This is a genomic window from Tardiphaga sp. GW821-FHT12E02 (assembly GCF_058807155.1).
Genome location: NZ_JBXAQK010000001.1, coordinates 3,335,889 through 3,354,670 on the forward strand (window position 1 = coordinate 3,335,889; position 18,782 = coordinate 3,354,670).

Annotated in this window: 20 protein-coding genes and 2 tRNA genes; 16 read left to right on the forward strand and 6 right to left on the reverse strand. The window is 61.8% G+C overall.

Features of this window, described 5'->3' with window-relative positions; genetic code table 11:
- Positions 1-474: 474 nt before the first annotated feature.
- From clpX to AC1RQ5_RS15785, 4 genes are all read left to right on the forward strand, one after another.
- Positions 475-1,749, forward strand: coding sequence for an ATP-dependent Clp protease ATP-binding subunit ClpX (gene clpX / locus AC1RQ5_RS15770; RefSeq protein WP_398478611.1), 1,275 nt, complete (start codon positions 475-477; stop codon positions 1,747-1,749).
- Between the two features lie 327 nt (positions 1,750-2,076).
- Positions 2,077-4,500, forward strand: a complete 2,424-nt coding sequence (gene lon, locus AC1RQ5_RS15775; RefSeq protein WP_398478613.1) for an endopeptidase La — start codon at positions 2,077-2,079, stop codon at positions 4,498-4,500.
- Positions 4,501-4,641: 141 nt separating this feature from the next.
- Positions 4,642-4,899, forward strand: coding sequence for a hypothetical protein (locus AC1RQ5_RS15780; RefSeq protein WP_493200161.1), 258 nt, complete (start codon positions 4,642-4,644; stop codon positions 4,897-4,899).
- Positions 4,900-4,965: 66 nt separating this feature from the next.
- Positions 4,966-5,042: transfer RNA gene (locus AC1RQ5_RS15785), tRNA-Val, on the forward strand.
- A 194-nt stretch (positions 5,043-5,236) separates the two neighbouring features.
- On the opposite strand, the gene AC1RQ5_RS15790 is transcribed toward AC1RQ5_RS15785, so the two are convergent.
- From AC1RQ5_RS15790 to AC1RQ5_RS15805, 4 genes are all read right to left on the reverse strand, one after another.
- Positions 5,237-5,851: an acyl-homoserine-lactone synthase gene (locus AC1RQ5_RS15790; RefSeq protein ID WP_398478619.1), complete on the reverse strand. Its 615-nt coding sequence runs from the start codon at positions 5,849-5,851 to the stop codon at positions 5,237-5,239.
- Positions 5,852-5,933: 82 nt separating this feature from the next.
- Positions 5,934-6,695, reverse strand: coding sequence for a LuxR family transcriptional regulator (locus AC1RQ5_RS15795; protein ID WP_493200163.1), 762 nt, complete (start codon positions 6,693-6,695; stop codon positions 5,934-5,936).
- Between the two features lie 224 nt (positions 6,696-6,919).
- Positions 6,920-8,179 carry a peptidase T gene (gene pepT, locus AC1RQ5_RS15800; protein WP_493200164.1) on the reverse strand — a complete coding sequence of 420 codons (1,260 nt, stop codon included), beginning with the start codon at positions 8,177-8,179 and terminating at the stop codon, positions 6,920-6,922.
- 87 nt (positions 8,180-8,266) lie between these two features.
- Positions 8,267-8,584: an HU family DNA-binding protein gene (locus tag AC1RQ5_RS15805; RefSeq protein ID WP_398478626.1), complete on the reverse strand. Its 318-nt coding sequence runs from the start codon at positions 8,582-8,584 to the stop codon at positions 8,267-8,269.
- A gap of 245 nt (positions 8,585-8,829) precedes the next feature.
- Between AC1RQ5_RS15805 and AC1RQ5_RS15810 the strand changes: the two genes are divergently transcribed.
- Positions 8,830-8,906 (forward strand) — tRNA-Asp (locus tag AC1RQ5_RS15810).
- Between the two features lie 124 nt (positions 8,907-9,030).
- On the opposite strand, the gene AC1RQ5_RS15815 is transcribed toward AC1RQ5_RS15810, so the two are convergent.
- Complete coding sequence (locus tag AC1RQ5_RS15815) at positions 9,031-9,267, reverse strand: DUF3072 domain-containing protein (protein ID WP_398478628.1); 237 nt, start codon at positions 9,265-9,267, stop codon at positions 9,031-9,033.
- A 129-nt stretch (positions 9,268-9,396) separates the two neighbouring features.
- On the opposite strand from AC1RQ5_RS15815, the gene AC1RQ5_RS15820 reads away from it, so the two are divergent.
- Both AC1RQ5_RS15820 and AC1RQ5_RS15825 read left to right on the forward strand, forming a co-directional pair.
- Complete coding sequence (locus AC1RQ5_RS15820; protein ID WP_493200166.1) at positions 9,397-9,519, forward strand: hypothetical protein; 123 nt, start codon at positions 9,397-9,399, stop codon at positions 9,517-9,519.
- Entirely contained in the window at positions 9,516-9,731 is a 216-nt protein-coding gene (locus tag AC1RQ5_RS15825; protein ID WP_493200168.1) for a hypothetical protein, read from the forward strand. The genes AC1RQ5_RS15820 and AC1RQ5_RS15825 overlap by 4 nt, the downstream gene beginning before the upstream one ends.
- Positions 9,732-9,734: 3 nt before the next feature.
- Here AC1RQ5_RS15825 and AC1RQ5_RS15830 read toward each other — a convergent pair whose 3' ends face one another.
- The gene (locus AC1RQ5_RS15830; RefSeq protein WP_398478634.1) at positions 9,735-10,073 is read right to left on the reverse strand and encodes a hypothetical protein; all 339 of its coding nucleotides are present in this window, start codon (positions 10,071-10,073) and stop codon (positions 9,735-9,737) included.
- 475 nt (positions 10,074-10,548) lie between these two features.
- On the opposite strand from AC1RQ5_RS15830, the gene AC1RQ5_RS15835 reads away from it, so the two are divergent.
- The 9 genes from AC1RQ5_RS15835 to nuoG all read left to right on the forward strand — a co-directional run bounded on the left by AC1RQ5_RS15835 (position 10,549) and on the right by nuoG (position 18,782).
- A complete protein-coding gene (locus AC1RQ5_RS15835; protein WP_398478636.1) occupies positions 10,549-10,914 on the forward strand; it encodes an NADH-quinone oxidoreductase subunit A in 366 nt (121 codons plus the stop codon).
- Positions 10,905-11,492 carry a NuoB/complex I 20 kDa subunit family protein gene (locus tag AC1RQ5_RS15840; RefSeq protein ID WP_398478638.1) on the forward strand — a complete coding sequence of 196 codons (588 nt, stop codon included), beginning with the start codon at positions 10,905-10,907 and terminating at the stop codon, positions 11,490-11,492. Before AC1RQ5_RS15835 ends, AC1RQ5_RS15840 begins: the two co-directional genes overlap by 10 nt.
- Positions 11,493-11,621: 129 nt before the next feature.
- Positions 11,622-12,227 (forward strand): NADH-quinone oxidoreductase subunit C, encoded by a 606-nt coding sequence (locus tag AC1RQ5_RS15845; RefSeq protein WP_398478641.1) that lies wholly within the window; start codon positions 11,622-11,624, stop codon positions 12,225-12,227.
- A complete protein-coding gene (locus AC1RQ5_RS15850) occupies positions 12,227-13,420 on the forward strand; it encodes an NADH-quinone oxidoreductase subunit D (RefSeq protein WP_493200170.1) in 1,194 nt (397 codons plus the stop codon). Before AC1RQ5_RS15845 ends, AC1RQ5_RS15850 begins: the two co-directional genes overlap by 1 nt.
- Positions 13,417-14,382, forward strand: a complete 966-nt coding sequence (locus AC1RQ5_RS15855) for an FkbM family methyltransferase (RefSeq protein ID WP_493200171.1) — start codon at positions 13,417-13,419, stop codon at positions 14,380-14,382. Before AC1RQ5_RS15850 ends, AC1RQ5_RS15855 begins: the two co-directional genes overlap by 4 nt.
- A gap of 11 nt (positions 14,383-14,393) precedes the next feature.
- Positions 14,394-15,182, forward strand: coding sequence for an NADH-quinone oxidoreductase subunit NuoE (nuoE, locus tag AC1RQ5_RS15860; RefSeq protein ID WP_493200173.1), 789 nt, complete (start codon positions 14,394-14,396; stop codon positions 15,180-15,182).
- Positions 15,179-15,394 (forward strand): hypothetical protein, encoded by a 216-nt coding sequence (locus tag AC1RQ5_RS15865; protein WP_493200175.1) that lies wholly within the window; start codon positions 15,179-15,181, stop codon positions 15,392-15,394. Before nuoE ends, AC1RQ5_RS15865 begins: the two co-directional genes overlap by 4 nt.
- Positions 15,395-15,405: 11 nt before the next feature.
- Positions 15,406-16,731: an NADH-quinone oxidoreductase subunit NuoF gene (gene nuoF, locus AC1RQ5_RS15870; RefSeq protein ID WP_398478651.1), complete on the forward strand. Its 1,326-nt coding sequence runs from the start codon at positions 15,406-15,408 to the stop codon at positions 16,729-16,731.
- Positions 16,732-16,736: 5 nt separating this feature from the next.
- Positions 16,737-18,782 carry an NADH-quinone oxidoreductase subunit NuoG gene (gene nuoG / locus AC1RQ5_RS15875; protein ID WP_493200177.1) on the forward strand — a complete coding sequence of 682 codons (2,046 nt, stop codon included), beginning with the start codon at positions 16,737-16,739 and terminating at the stop codon, positions 18,780-18,782.

The window sequence follows — 18,782 nt, forward strand, 5'->3', positions numbered from 1 at the left end:
ATAAAAGGCTGTTTCTGGCGCCCGCCGGGAACAGTTTGGCAACATTGCGAGGGATCGCGTATGCGCGGTCCGACATCTTTGGATACAAACCAAGATCAAAGTCGATTTATCGAATATTTCGTACCGGTATTTTATGCCGGAGTTGGACACGGAAGTTCCGCTTTCGTCCACAATACGAGCAGATCATTCGCGCAATGCGCTCCGAATTGTCGGGGACACTCGCGGAAGCTGCGCAAATCGCGTAATCGTCATAAATGGTGACGACGCGCCGATTAGCGAATTCTTGATCATCGGCTGCCAGCATGGTTCGCTAGTGCGGATCGGTTAGTATCGCGGAGATTCGATTTGGCCGCGGATTCGCGCGGCATTTGGAACAAAGGTCTTTTTTGGTACGGCAATTGCTCTATCTACGGGATGTGTCCCGGTCTGAGCAGCACCCTGCGAACGAAGATCGAACGGCGGACGGAGATAGGAATGAGTAAGGTCGGTACCAGCGACTCCAAGAATACGCTGTATTGTTCGTTCTGCGGCAAGAGCCAGCACGAAGTTCGCAAACTGATCGCGGGTCCCACCGTATTCATCTGCGACGAATGCGTCGAACTGTGCATGGATATCATCCGCGAAGAGAACAAGTCTTCGCTGGTCAAATCGCGCGACGGCATCCCGACGCCGAAGGAAATCTGCAAGGTGCTCGATGACTATGTCATCGGTCAGTTCCATGCGAAGAAGGTTCTCTCGGTCGCGGTGCATAACCACTACAAGCGCCTCAACCACCAGACCAAGCACAACGATGTCGAACTCGCGAAGTCGAACATCCTGCTGATCGGCCCCACCGGTTCGGGCAAGACGCTGCTCGCGCAGACGCTCGCTCGTATTCTAGACGTGCCGTTCACGATGGCCGACGCGACGACGCTGACCGAGGCTGGTTACGTTGGTGAAGACGTCGAGAACATCATCCTGAAGCTGCTGCAGTCGGCCGACTACAATGTCGAGCGGGCGCAGCGCGGCATCGTCTATATCGACGAAATCGACAAGATCTCGCGCAAGTCGGACAATCCGTCGATCACCCGCGACGTGTCGGGCGAGGGCGTGCAGCAGGCACTGCTGAAGATCATGGAAGGCACCGTTGCCTCCGTGCCTCCGCAGGGCGGCCGCAAGCATCCGCAGCAGGAGTTCCTGCAGGTCGATACGACGAACATCCTGTTCATCTGCGGTGGCGCTTTCGCCGGCCTCGAAAAGATCATTTCGGGCCGCGGCCGCACCACCTCGATCGGTTTCGCCGCGCAGGTGCTGGCACCGGAAGATCGCCGTACCGGTGAAATCTTCCGTCATGTCGAGCCCGAGGATCTGCTCAAGTACGGCCTGATCCCGGAATTCGTCGGTCGTCTGCCCGTCGTCGCGACGCTGGAAGACCTCGACGAGACCTCGCTGAAGAAGATCCTGACCGAGCCGAAGAACGCGCTGGTGAAGCAGTATCAGCGCCTGTTCGAGATGGAGAATATCGAGCTCACCTTCGCCGACGAGGCGCTGGGTGCGGTGGCCCGCAAGGCCATCGAGCGCAAGACGGGCGCCCGCGGTCTGCGGTCGATCCTGGAAAGCATCCTGCTCGAGACCATGTTCGATCTGCCGGGCCTGGAAGGTGTCGAGGAAGTCGTCATCTCCAAGGAAGTCGTGGATGGGACGGCACGCCCGCTCTACATCTATGCCGACCGCTCGGATCGTGCGGCAGAGACCAGCGCCAGCGCCTGACCGGTCTGCGCGAAACATCAGTTCGAGACACGGCTGCCGGGTATCCGGCAGCCGTTTTCGTTTCTTGCCGGAATCCGTCCAGCCGGGCCATCTTCCATAAACCGCCTTTGTTCATAGGTGTTTCGGCGACTTGACACCCCCCCGGCCCATAGCCACCTAATGCAGGCGGCGAACACAAAATCTCCCTCAAGATTCGCCATAACTCCGGACAAGTAGAGCCGCGAACCCACAAAGTTCTCATGGCCGAGCGAAGACGGAAATCGCACCTTGTGGTGGTTGCGCAATCAGCGGACCGCGTGCAGGGGGGCAAAGCAAAAGGAACAGGCCATGACGACCTCCAAGCCCCGGCCAACCATTGTTCACGGCGAGACGCACTCCTATCCAGTGCTACCGCTGCGCGACATCGTCGTTTTCCCGCACATGATCGTGCCGCTCTTTGTCGGCCGCGAAAAATCCATTCGCGCGCTCGAAGAGGTGATGAAGAACGACGCATTGATCATGCTCGCGACGCAGAAGAATGCGTCGGATGATGATCCAGCGCCGGACGCCATTTACGAGACCGGCACGCTTGCCAGCGTGTTGCAGCTGCTGAAGCTTCCCGACGGCACCGTGAAGGTGCTGGTGGAAGGCCTCGAGCGCGCCAAGGTCGAGAAGTATTCCGATCGTGCTGAATATTACGAGGCGACCGCCGTCGCGCTCGCGGACACTGATGGCAAGAGCGTCGAGGCTGAAGCCTTGTCGCGTTCGGTCGTGTCCGACTTCGAGAGCTATGTGAAGCTCAACAAGAAGATCTCGGCCGAAGTGGTCGGCGTCGTGCAGGCGATCACCGATTTCGCCAAGCTCGCCGACACCGTCGCGTCGCATCTCGCCGTCAAGATCGCGGATCGCCAGGGCATCCTGGAAACGCTGTCCGTCACCGGGCGCCTGGAAAAGGTGCTGGGCCTGATGGAGAGCGAGATCTCGGTGCTGCAGGTCGAGAAGCGCATCCGCTCGCGCGTCAAGCGCCAGATGGAGAAGACCCAGCGCGAATACTATCTCAACGAGCAGATGAAGGCGATCCAGAAGGAACTCGGCGACGACGAAGGTCGCGACGAGCTGGCCGACATCGAAGAGAAGATCGCCAAGACAAAACTGTCGAAGGAAGCCCGCGAGAAGGCGCAGCACGAGCTGAAGAAGCTGCGCCAGATGTCGCCGATGTCCGCGGAAGCGACCGTCGTGCGCAACTATCTCGACTGGCTGCTGTCGATTCCGTGGGGCAAGAAGTCGAAGGTCAAGAAGGACCTCAGCGCCGCGCAAGCGATGCTGGACGAAGAGCACTACGGGCTTGAGAAGGTCAAGGACCGCATCGTCGAGTATCTCGCCGTGCAGTCGCGCGCCAACAAGCTGACGGGCCCGATCCTGTGCCTCGTCGGTCCTCCCGGCGTCGGCAAGACCTCGCTCGGCAAGTCGATCGCGAAGGCGACCGGACGTGAGTTCGTGCGCGTGTCGCTCGGCGGCGTGCGCGACGAGGCGGAGATCCGCGGTCATCGCCGGACCTATATCGGTTCGATGCCCGGCAAGATCATCCAGTCGATGCGCAAGGCCAAGACCTCGAACCCGCTGTTCCTGCTGGACGAGATCGACAAGATGGGCGCCGATTTCCGCGGCGATCCGTCGTCGGCTTTGCTCGAGGTCCTCGACCCCGAACAGAACGGCACCTTCGCCGACCACTATCTCGAAGTGGACTACGATCTGTCCAACGTGATGTTCATCACCACGGCGAACACCCTGAACATCCCGGGGCCGCTGATGGACCGCATGGAGCTGATCCGGATCGCCGGTTACACCGAGACGGAGAAGGTCGAGATCGCCCGCAAGCACTTGATCCCGGCTGCGCTGTCGAAGCACGGTCTGGACACCAAGGAATGGTCGATCGACGACGACGCGCTGTTGCTGCTGATCCGCCGCTACACCCGCGAAGCGGGCGTGCGTAATCTCGAGCGCGAAATCTCCACGCTGGCCCGCAAGGCCGTGAAGGAGCTGATGCTCTCGAAGAAGAAGGTGGTGAAGGTCACCGCGAAGACACTGGAAGAGTTCTCGGGCGTGGCGAAGTATCGCTACGGCGAAATCGAGAGCGACGACCAGGTCGGCGTGGTCACGGGTCTCGCATGGACGGATGTCGGTGGTGAGCTCCTCACCATCGAAGGCGTCATGATGCCCGGCAAGGGCCGCATGACCGTCACCGGCAATCTGCGTGACGTGATGAAGGAATCGATCTCGGCGGCGGCGTCTTACGTCCGCTCGCGCGCGATCACCTTCGGGATCGAGCCACCGCTGTTCGAGCGACGCGACATCCACGTCCACGTGCCCGAGGGGGCGACCCCGAAGGACGGTCCGTCCGCAGGTGTTGCGATGGCCACCACGATCGTGTCTGTCCTCACGGGCATCCCGATCAAGCATGATGTCGCCATGACCGGCGAGATCACGCTGCGCGGCCGCGTGCTGCCGATCGGCGGATTGAAGGAGAAGCTGTTGGCTGCGGCCCGTGGCGGCATCAAGACGGTGCTGATCCCCGAGGACAATGCCAAGGATCTCACCGAGATCCCGGACTCGATCAAGGGCGGTCTGAACATCATCCCGGTTGCCCGGATGGACGAAGTGATCAAGAACGCGCTGGTTCGCCAGCCCGTGGCGATCGACTGGGAAGAGGACACGAAGGTTCCGGTGAAAGCCGATGGCGACGAAGCCGCCGGTGGCCTGACCGCGCACTAAAGGTCACTCCCGACCAACCACATCAGCGGCGCCCTCAGGGGCGCCGCTTTTGTTTTGGGCATCACGATGACGGGAGGTTGATCGGGCCGTGGCTGTCGATCCGCAACCTGCGGTGCTAAGTTTTGTGATGACGAGATGACAATGATGAAATCACTGATCCTCACAGCCTTGATGTCGATTGCCGCCACTGACGCAGCGCTGTGCGAGCGGCTGGACAAGCGCTTCGGCGCCGAGCGCGAGCGCGGCTATCGGGCCGAGCGCGAATTCGAGGGCAGGGACACGGGATTTCAGAATCGGGATCGCGCGAATTTTCTCGGCGCGAAGACGACGGACCAGTCGCGCCCGGAAACGCCCAGGCAGGATCAGCAAGCGCCGGCCACGATCGGATTGCAGCGATGAACGCGCGGTCCCGGCTTGCCCTCTCACGGCGCTGGCGTTAAACAGGCGACCAATGGCATTTGCCTTGGGCGGCTAGCTCAGCTGGTTAGAGCATCTCGTTTACACCGAGAGGGTCGGCGGTTCGAATCCGTCGCCGCCTACCACTCCCCAAGCGCTCACCGATCCATCCCTTTCGCGATCTCGATGCCTTCGTTCAAGCAGCGCCATGCGCAGCAGGTTGTAGGTCGTGTCCGATCGGCAGGCATGCGCCAGTTTCAGCGCATGCAGCATGGTGACGACCAGGTCGTCCGCGTCCTTGCCGCCTTGGATCACTTTCAAATGACACTCGCTCATGTGATCAAGCAATCTGGCGGGACAGATGGGACGCGCCGAGCACGGCCTCATGGATCGCGACCTTGGCACGCACCCGTGCGTGGTATTGCTCGCTGACATGGAACAGCACGGCGATGGTGGCTTCGCCATTCATCATGGTCGGCAGGCCCAGCGGTTCGATCTCGAAACCGAAACCCTGCAGGATCGGGATGCGCAGCGGGTTGATCACCGAGGTGAAGCCGGACAGCCCTTCCATCATGCCATATTCCTGGATGGCGGTGAGCAGCTCGAAATAATGCCGGCTGCGGCGTTCGCATTTGCGCATGCCGAAGCGCGTCAGCTCCAACACGTCGCGGCGTTCGATGATGGCGCCCTCGACCAGATGCGGGAAGTGCTCGCTCAGCATATGCGGCAGCACGGTGGGGTGAAGGCGGAAACCGCCGGCGACCGTTCCGGTCTCATCCGACGCGATCATGTAGACGGCGTGTTCGTTGTCGTACTGGTCGCGCTCATGGGTGCCGTCGATATCGAAATCCGTCCAGCCACGCTCCTTGACGAACACGTCGTGACGGAGCCGGAATTGCCTGTCGAGCAGCTGCTGATGCTGTTTCGCATTGTCGGTGGTGACGATCTCGATCATGAAACCTGCTCCGCGCTGAGTTGCGCGACAAGATTTCACGAGCGGCCAGGGTGCGAAATTCCGTGGACTGGGGATTGACAAATCAATAGGCGATCAATCCCCGCTTGATCGCTTCGGCGACAGCCTGGGCGCGGGTATGCGCGTTGAGCTTGTGCATCGCCGCAGTCACCGTCTTGTTCACGGTGTCTTCGGAAATGCTGAGGATGACGCTGGTGTCCCATGCGGTCTTGCCGGCCGCGACCCAGTTCATCACCTCGCGCTCGCGCGTGGTGAGCACGGAGGCAGTCGCTTTTGAGTCCGGTTTCGTACTCTTCGACGGGTCGCGCGCGCGCAGCACGGCGAAGCGGTTCGAGGCATACATGGCGACGAGTTCGATGGCGGCATTGGCTTCGGGCGTGCGTTCGACCTCGTGCCCCGCAAGCGACAGGCCGGCCTGATAGCCGTTCAGGCCATGGACGGGCGCACACAGTCCGAATTTAAGGTCATAGTCCTCGGCGGCGATCTCCATCACCTGGCGCGACGCCGGGCTCATTTTATCGAGCGGGACATCGGACCAGGCGAACATTTCGACCCGCCGGCGAATCTCCGGGGCAACGGGGTCGCAGGCATAGAAGTTCGATCGGCGATATTGCTCGGCCCACTGTTTTGGCCAGGCTTCCCACAGCACGCGGTCGTGGAAGGGCTGAGAGCTGCTGCCGGAGGCGACGAAGCAGATGTGATGGTAGCCGAACGACGACGCCATCCGGATGATGACGTCACCGATCACGGCGGCGGACTGAGCAGCGCCGATCCGCTCGATCGCCGACAGTGCATCCTGGAAATATCTGCCCCTGAACGATGCCATGGGGGCCCCCAAATCCGATCAGTATGAATTTTCTGGACGGCAATTTTGTCGGATGTTTTTACGCGACGCACATCGCTATGCGTTGCCGACAGGATAGCGGGACCGGAGTCAGACGCAATCGGCGAGAAGTCGAATGCAGGCATGGTCTGCGAATTTGTCGGGGGTGTGAGCGGTCGTACCCCGCGACCCCATCGTGAGGTTCTAAGATACCTTGTGGCGGTACATCAGGCGCGCTCGTCCCAGATCATCGCCAGGTGAACGATAGTCTCGGCGGCTTTCTCCATATCCTGCACGCTCACCCATTCGGTGCGGCCGTGAAAGGCGTGTTCGCCGGCAAAGATGTTGGGGCAGGGCAGGCCCATGAAGGACAGCCGCGAGCCATCGGTGCCGCCGCGGATGCTGCCGCGGACCGGGGTCAGGCCGGTGCGGCGTATCGCCTCGATGGCGTAATCGACGCCATGCGGGTGCTGGTCGATCACCTGCTTCATGTTGCGATATTGCTGGGTGATGGCGATCGATGCGGAGGAATGCGGATAGGCGGCCAGCACGTCATCGACGATGGATCGCAGCAGCGCTTCCTTCTGCTTGAGTCCGTCCTCGGTGAAGTCGCGGACGATCAGGCTCAGCGTCGCCTGCTCGAGCGCGCCTGTGATGCCGGTCGGATGCAGAAAACCTTGCTTGCCGTCGGTGGTCTCCGGCGAGCAGGTGTCCTTCGGCAGCCGCTCGACGATCGCAGCGGCGATCTTGATGGCGTGTTCCATCTTGCCTTTGGCGAAGCCGGGATGCGCGGCGACGCCGGTGATGCTGATCACCGCGGCATCGGCCGAGAACGTCTCGTCCTCGATATGGCCGGCGGTTTCGCCATCCATCGTATAGGCGAAATCGGCGCCGAGCTTTTTGAGATCGACCTTGTCGACGCCGCGGCCGATCTCCTCGTCCGGCGTGAACAGGATCTTGATGGTGCCGTGCTTGATTTGGGGATTGGCGATCAGGAAGCGTGCGGCATCCATGATCTCGGCAAGGCCAGCCTTGTTGTCGGCGCCGAGCAGCGTGGTGCCGTCGGTGGTGACGATGTCATTTCCGATCTGGTCTTTGAGCGCCGGGTTGTCCTTGACGCGGATGATTTGCGTCTTGTCAGCGGGCAACACGATGTCGCCACCCTGATAGTTGCGCACGATCTGCGGCTTCACATTGGCGCCGCTGCAGTCCGGCGACGTGTCCATGTGCGAGCAGAAACAGATGACAGGGACGGGCTTGTCCGATGTAGCCGGGATGGTCGCATAGACATAGCCGTGCTCATCGAGATGCGCATCGGAAAGCCCGAGCTCCTGCAACTCGCGCGCAAGCACCGCGCCGAGATCCTTCTGCTTGGCCGTGGAGGGGCAGGTGGGCGATTCCGGATCGGACTGGGTGTCGATCACCACATAGCGCAGAAAGCGCGCGAGGACGTCGTGGGTGAAGGAAATGGCCGACGTCACTGTCATGGATCACTCGCCAGAGATGGGCACCCGATAGTCTTTGGAGCGGCGCTCCGGGCCGTGGCCCGAAGCACGATTTTGTCAGGCGCAATCTCAGACCGCGTCCTTCAGCTCCTTGGCGGGACGGAAGGCGACCTTCTTGCTGGCCTTGATCTGGATCTCTTCGCCGGTGGCCGGGTTGCGGCCGGTGCGGGCGGCGCGGGTGCGGACCTGCAGGATGCCGAGGCCGACGATGCGGATGCGGTCGCCGTTCTTCAGGTGCTCGGTCATCTTGCCGACCATGTCGTTGAGAATCTCTTCGGCCTTCTTCTTCGACAGCTCGTGAGTCTCGGCCAATGCGGCCGCCAGATGCTTGAGGGTGATCGTCGGGGGCGCGGGCGCCTTCGCGGGGGTATCTGGGGTATCTGCCATGAGAACTGGCCTTTCCGTTATTAACCGTCACAAAACCTGGGACGCTGCAGGGCTTAGACGATTCTACGCGACGCCGACTATGCCGATTTGCCAGTAAAATAGGGGGTTATTTGCATTCCCCGCCTTGAAATGGCCGAACCGCAAGCGGGTGGGGACAGGTTTCAAAAAGGCAGTACCAAGCTGCTTGACTTCGTCATGACGTCCCTTTATTCCCACCCTCACTGCGGGACACAGTCCACGTCCACGCGGGAGTAGCTCAGTTGGTTAGAGCGCTGCCCTGTCACGGCAGAGGTCGCGGGTTCGAGTCCCGTCTCTCGCGCCATTCCAATCGGAATGGCGTCCCAAGCGAACACCCTCACAAACATCCGCGATCTGACTGAATAAAGCTCAATGCTGCAGCGGTCGCGCGCGTCTGTATTCCCCCCGCTCACATCTCGCTGCGCTTCTCAGAACGAATCCGCCAGTGCGATTTCATCGCGCAGCATCTGGATGCGCCGGGCGGCTTCGGCGCGGGTCAGGTCTTTCTCGAACTGCCCGGGCTGATAGGCTTCGATCGCCAGCGACTTCAGCGTCAGCGCCTGGCTGCGCGTCATCGGGCCCGACAGGCGGTCGAGCAGTGCTTCGGCATCGAAGGGGGCCATCGCCGGTGCGGCGATGGGGGCTGTCATCAAAGCTTGGGTCACGGAAGCCTCCGGTCAGATTCGGCTTAAGAAGGTCTTGCGATTTAGTTCTTGTTTTGTTCTATATCGGATATGAGTGACCTCGCCAAGCTGAATTTTCGAATCGCCCGTTTGCGCACCCGGATGCGGGGAATGCAGTCGGATATCCGACACCTGACCAATGCCGGGCTCGATTGCACGGATGCCTGCGAACGGCTGCGGCGGACCCAGCGCGAGATGCTCGAACTGATCGCCGAGCGGAGCATGTTCGGGTGAGCGCGCAGGATACCGTCCCGTTGCGGATCGTCGCTTTGCGGGCGGACATTTCTGAACTGGGGGCTGCCATCGGGCAGTTGCGCAGAGCGGGGCTCGACAATGCCGCGGCGCAATTGCTGCTGGCCCGCAAGCGCGCGGAGCTTGATGGTCTGATGCGATCGTCGACAGGTGAGGCGGCTGCACCAGATAAGCCGGTGCAGCCGTCCAGATAGTTCTTACATCTTCTTCGAGTCGCCGCCTGCCATGGGCATCATCGGCATCATCATGCCGCCGCCCATCATGCCGCTATCGGCTTTGGGCTTCATCATGCCCATCTTCTGCGCGTTTGCGAGGTGCTTGTTGCAGCCGCGCACATCGCCTTTCGACATGGATTCATTGGCCATGCCGATCTCGCGGTCCATCATCATCTTCTGCTGGCCGTCCGCCATGGCGGTGGACATGTTATTCACCTTCATCATGCCGTCGCCGCTGCAGCCCATCATCATCGGCTTGGCCGATGCCGGGGCGACGGCGAGAATCGAAAGCGCTGCTGCCGTGATCAAGAATTTCGTCATGGGAACCTCTTGTCAGTCAAATGCCAGCACAGCGCTGGCTCTCAGGATACGAATGTCCTGAGGTTTGGTTCGCCGGGAGAATGATTTTTTTCGACGGTGCATTGCAGCAACATTGCAAAGCGCGCTGAGCGCGTAGATTTAATCGGGCAGCCGCCGCACCCCTAACTGCAGCCCCAAGTTGATCGCCGAGCAGGGCGAGCCGGGATGATGTGCCCGGTGCGATGCGTTTGCGGTCACGTTGCGTGGCAATTTCAACCTGCGGGAAACCCTGTCGCAAGGTTTGCATGCGAGAGCAGAAGCGGTGTCATTGGCGGGGGAAGGGATCGCCTTGCATCAGGGCCGATTGCGCATGGCAGGGGCGGAAAACTGTCAACATCCCCGGTGTTGCATGGCTTGTTGCGCTGCGCTAAGGCTCAGAACCATTCCAATGTTCGAATCTGCGGCAAACCATCTGCCGCGGGGATAGGCATCGCCGATGAACGGCATCTTGCAGAATTATCTTCCTCTCGTGGTTTTCATCGGCATCGCATCCGTCATCGGTTTGTCGCTGCTGATCGCGCCATTCCTTGTCGCTTATCAGAACCCGGATCCGGAAAAGCTGTCCGCCTATGAATGCGGATTCAACGCTTTTGACGATGCCCGCATGAAGTTCGATGTGCGCTTCTATCTGGTGGCGATTCTCTTCATCATTTTCGACCTCGAAGTCGCCTTCCTGTTTCCGTGGGCGGTGGCCTTCGGCAAGGTCGGTGTCGCCGGTTTCTGGTCGATGATCGTGTTTCTCGGCGTGTTGACTGTCGGCTTCGCCTACGAATGGAAGAAAGGCGCGCTCGAATGGGATTGAGCCCCGCAACTGCTCCCGCTCCTGCCATCGCGCAGGCGCCGCGTGGCATCCTCGATCCGTCCACCGGCAAGCCGGTCGGCGCGAACGATCCGTATTTCCTCGAAGTCAATGCCGAGCTGTCGGACAAGGGCTTCTTTGTCGCGGCCGCTGACGACCTGATCACCTGGGCACGCACCGGCTCGCTGATGTGGATGACCTTCGGTCTCGCCTGCTGCGCGGTCGAGATGATGCAGGTGTCGATGCCGCGTTACGACGTGGAGCGCTTCGGCTTCGCGCCGCGTGCGTCGCCGCGCCAGTCCGACGTGATGATCGTTGCCGGCACGCTGACCAACAAGATGGCGCCGGCGCTGCGCAAGGTCTATGACCAGATGCCGGAGCCTCGCTATGTGATCTCGATGGGATCATGCGCCAATGGCGGCGGCTATTACCACTATTCCTATTCAGTGGTGCGCGGCTGCGACCGCATCGTCCCGATCGACATCTATGTGCCGGGCTGCCCGCCCACGGCAGAAGCGCTGCTCTACGGCGTGCTGCTGCTGCAGAAGAAGATCCGGCGCATCGGCACGATCGAACGCTAAACGAAATGAGACAGTGGAATGGCAAGTTCTTCGAACATGGTCATTCCTCTGCTGCGCGATAGTAACCGGCGAATTTGAAGAGCGGCTGAGCGTATTAGAAAAGCGCTTGAGCGATCTGGAGACCCACAAGTGACTGATCTTTCCGGTCTGGGCGATATCATCAAGGGCGCATTGCCCGGTGCCGTCGTCAGCACCTCGGTCGCCTTCGACCAACTGACGCTGAATGTGGACGTGTCGAAGATCGTCGAGATCATGCAGTTCCTGCGTGACGATCCGCGCTGCCGTTTCGTCAACTTCACCGATGCGACCGCCGTGGATTATCCCGGCCGCGAGAAGCGTTTCGACGTCGTCTATCACCTGATGTCGCCGTTCCTGAATGTGCGTCTGCGCGTCAAGGCGCTGGCCTCGGAGACGACCCAGGTGCCGTCGATCATCGACGTCTTCCCGGGCGCTGACTGGTTCGAGCGCGAGGCTTACGACCTCTACGGCGTGATCTTTGTCGGCCATCCCGACATGCGTCGTTTGCTGACGGACTATGGCTTCGACGGCCATCCGCTGCGCAAGGATTTCCCGCTCACCGGTTTCGTCGAGGTTCGCTACGACGACCAGGAGAAGCGCGTGATCTATGAGCCGGTCCGGCTCAATCAGGAATTCCGCAAGTTCGACTTCCTGTCGCCATGGGAAGGCGCCGATTATCCGACGCTGCCCGGCGACGAGAAGGCAGGGGTTAAGTGATGAACGATCAACCCGGCGTCCGTAATTTCACGATCAACTTCGGCCCGCAGCATCCGGCAGCGCACGGCGTGTTGCGTCTGGTTCTTGAGCTCGACGGCGAAGTCGTCGAGCGCGTCGATCCGCATATCGGTCTGCTTCACCGCGGCACCGAGAAGCTGATCGAGCAGAAGACCTATATGCAGGCGATCCCGTATTTCGATCGCCTCGATTACGTCGCGCCGATGAATCAGGAGCATGCCTTCTGTCTCGCCGCTGAGAAATTGCTCGGCATCACCGTGCCGCGCCGCGGCCAGCTGATCCGCGTGCTGTATTCGGAAATCGGCCGCATCCTGTCGCATCTGCTCAACGTCACCACGCAGGCGATGGACGTCGGCGCGCTCACCCCGCCGCTGTGGGGGTTTGAAGAGCGCGAAAAGCTGATGGTGTTCTATGAGCGCGCCTCGGGCTCGCGCATGCATGCCGCATTCTTCCGTGTCGGCGGCGTGCATCAGGACCTGCCGCCCGCGCTCATCAACGACATCGACACCTGGTGTGATGCGTTCCCGCGCGTGCTCGACGATCTCGAGACGCTGCTCACCAACAACCGCATCTTCAAGCAGCGCAACGTCGATATCGGCGTCGTGAAGCTGGACGACGCTTGGAAGTGGGGCTTCTCCGGCGTGATGGTGCGCGGTTCGGGCGCGTCGTGGGACCTGCGCAAGGCGCAGCCTTACGAGTGCTACGGCGAGATGGAATTCGACATTCCGATCGGCAAGAACGGCGACTGCTACGATCGCTACTGCATCCGCGTCGAAGAGATGCGCCAGTCCACCAAGATCATGAAGCAGTGCATCGCCAAGATGCGCGCGGCCGACGGGCAGGGGCCTGTTGCCGTCGAGGACAGCAAGATCTTCCCGCCGCGTCGCGCCGAGATGAAGCGCTCGATGGAAGCGCTGATCCATCACTTCAAGCTCTATACCGAAGGCGTGCATGTGCCCGAGGGCGAGGTCTATGCCGCCGTGGAAGCGCCGAAGGGCGAATTCGGCGTGTATCTGGTCTCGGACGGCAGCAACAAGCCGTACAAGTGCAAGATCCGCGCGCCGGGCTTTGCGCATCTGCAGGCGATGGACTTCCTGTGCCGCGGCCACCAGCTGGCCGACGTCTCGGCAATCCTGGGCTCCATCGATATCGTGTTCGGTGAGGTCGATCGGTGACATTGACGCCTCCCATCCAGTTTGACCGCGCATCGGGCGCGCTCCAGGGGGTAAACCTCTGGGAGCGCACGATGGCGTGCGTGCTGGCGGCAGGCTCGAAAATGTCGGCGTCGTTCTCGCATCGCGGCTACAATATGTGCGCCAATCTGATGCGCGCGACTGTGCTGCCGGCGCGCAATCTGGTGGTGAAGCTGAATGCGGATGCGCTGTTCGCATTCCCGTTCGGCGACGGCTACTGGAGCAAGCTGCTCGACCGCGGCTTCTCCTACGAAGACGAGCTTGAGCTGCTGTTCAAGAATTCCGTCGATGTCGATTACACGCTGCTCGATTGCGGCGCGAACTATGGCTACTGGTCGGTGCTGGTCTCGAGCGCGCCGTTCGGCTCGCACAAGGCGATTGCCATCGAGCCATCGGGCGAGAATTTTCCGAAGCTCGCTAACAACGCCAAGATCAATGGTGATCGTTTCGAGGTCATCAAATGCGCGATCGGTTCGGTGCGCGGCACTGCGCGGCTGTCGGGCACCAAGCATGAGGCCTTCAGCATCGCGGGCGACCAGAGCGCCGGCGAGGAAGTGCCGGTCATCGCGCTCGACAATCTGCTCGACGACGGCAAGCTGTCGCTGTCGGGAAAATATCTCATCAAGCTCGACGTCGAAGGCGTCGAGATCGAGGCCATCAAGGGCGGCACGCGTTTGCTGCAGGGCGACTCGGTCATCATGTGCGAAGAGCACGGCAATGACCCCGCGCACACGGTCTCGCGCTACATCCTGGATCAAACACCGCTGTCGCTGATCGTGCATGATCCCGCCACCAACCGTTTCGAAACCGTGACCGAGTTGTCGATTCTCGATCGCATCAAGGTGTCCACACACGTTGGCTACAATGTGTTCGGCACCTCCAGTGCGTTCTGGCTCGATCGCTTCAATAATCTGAATGCGAGCGCGGCGCGCCGCGCTCACTGAGAGTAACCACCATGTCTGTCCGCCGTCTGGCCCCGAAAGAACAGCAGCCCGCATCCTTCGACTTCACGCCCGAGAACCTGGCGTGGGCGAAGAAGCAGATCGAGAAGTTTCCGCCGGGTCGTCAGGCCTCCGCGGTGATCTCGATCCTGTGGCGTGCGCAGGAGCAGCATGCCGGCTGGGTGTCGGAAGCGGCCATCCGCTACGTCGCCGACATGCTGGAGATGCCGTATATTCGCGTGATGGAGGTTGCGACCTTCTACACGATGTTCCAGCTGCAGCCGGTCGGCAAGAAGGCCCACATCCAGGTCTGCGGCACCACGCCTTGCATGCTTCGCGGCGCCGGCGACCTCATCGATGTCTGCCAGCACCGCATCCATCACGACCCGTTCCACCTGTCGGCGGACGGTGATTTCTCCTGGGAAGAGGTCGAGTGCCTCGGCGCCTGCGTCAACGCCCCGATGGCGATGATCTGGAGCGACACCTATGAGGATCTCGACCGCGACAGCATGAACAAGCTGATCGACGGCTTTGCCGCGGGCACGCCGCCGAAGCCGGGTTCGCAGATCGGCCGTCAGTTCGCAGCCCCCGAAGGCGGTGCGCGCGTGATGAAGGACGGTGGCGCGCCGAACTACACCAAGTCGGAGGCTCTGACCAAGGAGCCGGCGCTCGCCGATGCCGAGCCGAAGAAGCAGACCGAGTCCGCCAATGCGCAGGAGCGTCCGGCGCCGAAGGCTCCGGCTGCGGATGCGACCAAGGATAATCCGCCGAAGGGCGGCGCTCCGAAGGAGCCGAAGAAATGAAACGCGCGCGCGTGAAAGCCATTGCATTGAAGCCGGGGGACGATGCCATGAACAAGTGGCTGTACATGCTGCTGCACACTGCAGCCGCGGCTGCGTTCATGTTTGTCCTGCAGCGTTTCGTGCTGCAGTCCACGTTTGAATCGAGCTTGATCTGGGCGATGGCCTTCGGCCTTGGCGCCGCGGTGATCGCCTTCAAGCAAACCAATCGCTGATCGAGGAAGCCATGCTCGACGACAAGGACCGCATCTTCCGCAATCTCTACGGCCTCGACGACTTCGGTCTCGAAGGCGCGCGCCGTCGTGGCGGTTGGGATGGCACCAAGGCCATTATCGACAAGGGCCGCGACTGGATCATCAATGAGATGAAGGCGTCGGGCCTGCGCGGCCGCGGCGGCGCCGGCTTCCCGACCGGCATGAAGTGGTCCTTCATGCCGAAGGAGAGCAAGGACGGCCGCCCGAGCTATCTCGTCGTCAATGCCGACGAGTCCGAGCCGGGTACGTGCAAGGACCGCGAGATCATGCGCCACGACCCGCATACGCTGGTCGAGGGCTGCCTGATCGCGTCTTTCGCGATGGGCGCCAATGCCTGCTACATCTATGTGCGCGGCGAATTCATCCGCGAGCGCGAGCGCCTGCAGGCCGCGATCGATCAGGCCTATGATGCGAACCTGATCGGCAAGAACAACATCCATGGCTGGCCGTTCGACCTCTATGTCGCGCACGGCGCCGGCGCTTACATCTGCGGTGAAGAAACCGCGCTGCTCGAAAGCCTGGAAGGCAAGAAGGGCCAGCCGCGCCTGAAGCCGCCATTCCCGGCCAATGTCGGTTTGTATGGCTGCCCGACCACGGTGAACAATGTGGAGTCCATCGCCGTTGCGCCGGACATCCTGCGTCGTGGCGCGTCGTGGTTCGCCGGCATCGGCCGTCCGAACAATGTCGGCACCAAGCTTTACGGCATCTCCGGCCACGTCAACACGCCCTGCGTTGTCGAAGACGCCATGAGCATTCCGTTCCGCGAGTTGATCGAGAAGCATGGCGGCGGCATTCGTGGTGGCTGGGACAATCTGCTCGCGATCATCCCGGGCGGCGCATCGTGCCCGATGATCCCGGCCGCGGATTGCCAGGAACTCATCATGGATTTCGACGGCACCCGTGCCGTGAAGTCCTCGTTCGGCACCGCGGGCGTCATCGTCATGGACAAGTCCACGGACGTTGTCGCCGCGATTGCCCGCATCAGCTACTTCTTCAAGCATGAGAGCTGCGGCCAGTGCACGCCGTGCCGCGAAGGCACCGGCTGGATGTGGCGCGTGCTCACCCGCATGGTCGACGGCCGCGCCCACAAGCGCGAAATCGACATGCTGCTCGAAGTTACCAAGCAGGTCGAAGGCCACACCATCTGCGCGCTCGGCGATGCCGCCGCGTGGCCGGTGCAGGGCCTGATCCGCGCCTTCCGCCCGGAGATCGAACGCCGCATCGAAGAGTTCAGCCGCAAGGCGTCGCTCGACGATCAGGGCATTCTCGATCCCGCGCATCTGGTCGCGGCGGAGTAAGGACAATGACGAAACTGATCGTTGACGGCAAAGAGATCGATGTCCCCGCGGACTACACGCTGTTGCAGGCGTGTGAAGCTGCGGGTGCCGAGATTCCGCGCTTCTGCTATCACGAGCGCCTGTCCATCGCCGGCAACTGCCGCATGTGCCTGGTGGAAGTGAAGGGCGGACCGAAGCCGGTTGCCAGCTGCGCCTGGGGCGTACGTGACTGCCGTCCGGGCCCGAATGGCGAGCCGCCGGAAATCTCCACGCGTTCGCCGATGGTCAAGAAGGCCCGCGAAGGCGTGATGGAGTTCCTGCTCATCAACCACCCGCTGGATTGCCCGATCTGCGATCAGGGCGGCGAGTGCGATCTGCAGGACCAGGCGATGGGCTATGGTGTCGATACCAGCCGCTTCGCCGAGAACAAGCGCGCCGTCGAGGACAAGTATCTCGGCGCCCTCGTGAAGACCTCGATGACCCGCTGCATCCAGTGCACGCGCTGTGTCCGCTTCGCCGCGGAAGTCGCCGGCGCGCCGGAAATGGGCGCCATCGGCCGCGGCGAGGACATGGAGATCACGTCCTTCCTCGAAACCGCGCTGACTTCGGAGCTGCAGGGCAATCTCGTCGATATCTGCCCGGTCGGTGCCTTGACCTCGAAGCCTTATGCGTTCGCGGCGCGTCCGTGGGAGCTCGGCAAGACCCAGTCCATCGACGTGATGGACGCGGTCGGTTCGGCCATCCGCGTCGATACCCGTGGCCGCGAAGTGATGCGCATCCTGCCGCGCGTCAATGAAGCGGTGAACGAGGAGTGGATCTCGGACAAGACCCGTCACGTGGTTGACGGTCTGCGTACCCAGCGCCTCGATCGTCCGTATCTGCGCGAAAACGGCAAGCTGCGTGCAGCGACCTGGGGCGAGGCGTTCAGCGCCATCGCAGCGAAGGTTGCAGCCGCTGGCAACAAGGTCGGCGCTGTCGCCGGTGATCTTGCGGCCATTGAGGAAATGTTCGCCATCAAGGCGCTGTTGGCCTCGCTCGGCTCAAGCAATGTCGCGACCGCCAACACCGCTGGCTTCGACGCCAGCGCTGGCCGTGCATCCTACATCTTCAATCCGACCATCGCCGGCATTGAGCAGGCCGATGCGCTGCTGATCGTGGGCTCCAACCCGCGCAAGGAAGCGGCCGTTCTCAACGCCCGTATCCGCAAGGCCTGGCGCGGCGGCAACCTCAAGATCGGCGTGATCGGCGACAAGGCCGATCTGACCTATCGCTACGATCATCTCGGCGCCGGCACCGAGACGCTGGCCGACGTGATCGCCGGCAAGCACTCCTTCGCTGACGTGCTGAAGAACGCCAAGAACCCGATCATCCTGATCGGCGCAGGCGCCTTCTCACGTGCGGACGGCGCTGCGGTGCTGGGGCAGGTGGCGAAGCTCGCCTCCGACATCGGCGCGATCAAGGACGGCTGGAACGGCTTTGCCGTGCTGCAGTCGGCGGCATCCACTGTCGGCGCACTCGATATCGGTTTTGCCGGTGGCAATATTGCCAGCGGTGCGGACGTCGTGTTCTCGCTCGGCGCCGATGATGTCGCGATCGCCGATGGCGCGTTCGTTGTCTATATCGGTACCCATGGCGAGCGCGGCGCGCACCGCGCCGACGTCATCCTGCCGGGCTCGGCCTATACCGAAAAGTCCGGCATCTTCGTCAACACCGAAGGCCGCGTGCAGATGGCGGAACGCGCCGGCTTCCCGCCGGGCGATGCCCGCGAGGACTGGGCGATCATCCGCGCTCTGTCCGACGTGCTCGGCCACAAGCTGCCGTTCGACTCGCTGGCGCAGCTGCGCCAGGCGATCTTCAAGCAGGCGCCGCATCTGATGCGCCTCGACCAGATCGAGGCCGGCGATGTCGCCGGCATCAAGACCCTCGCAGGGAAGGGTGGCAGCGTCGACAAGGCGCCGTTCAAGAGCCCCGTCGAGGATTTCTACCTCACCAACCCGATCGCGCGTGCGTCAGCCGTCATGGCGGAATGTTCCCGCCTGGCTTCCGGCCAGTTGCTGACGGCGGCGGAGTAA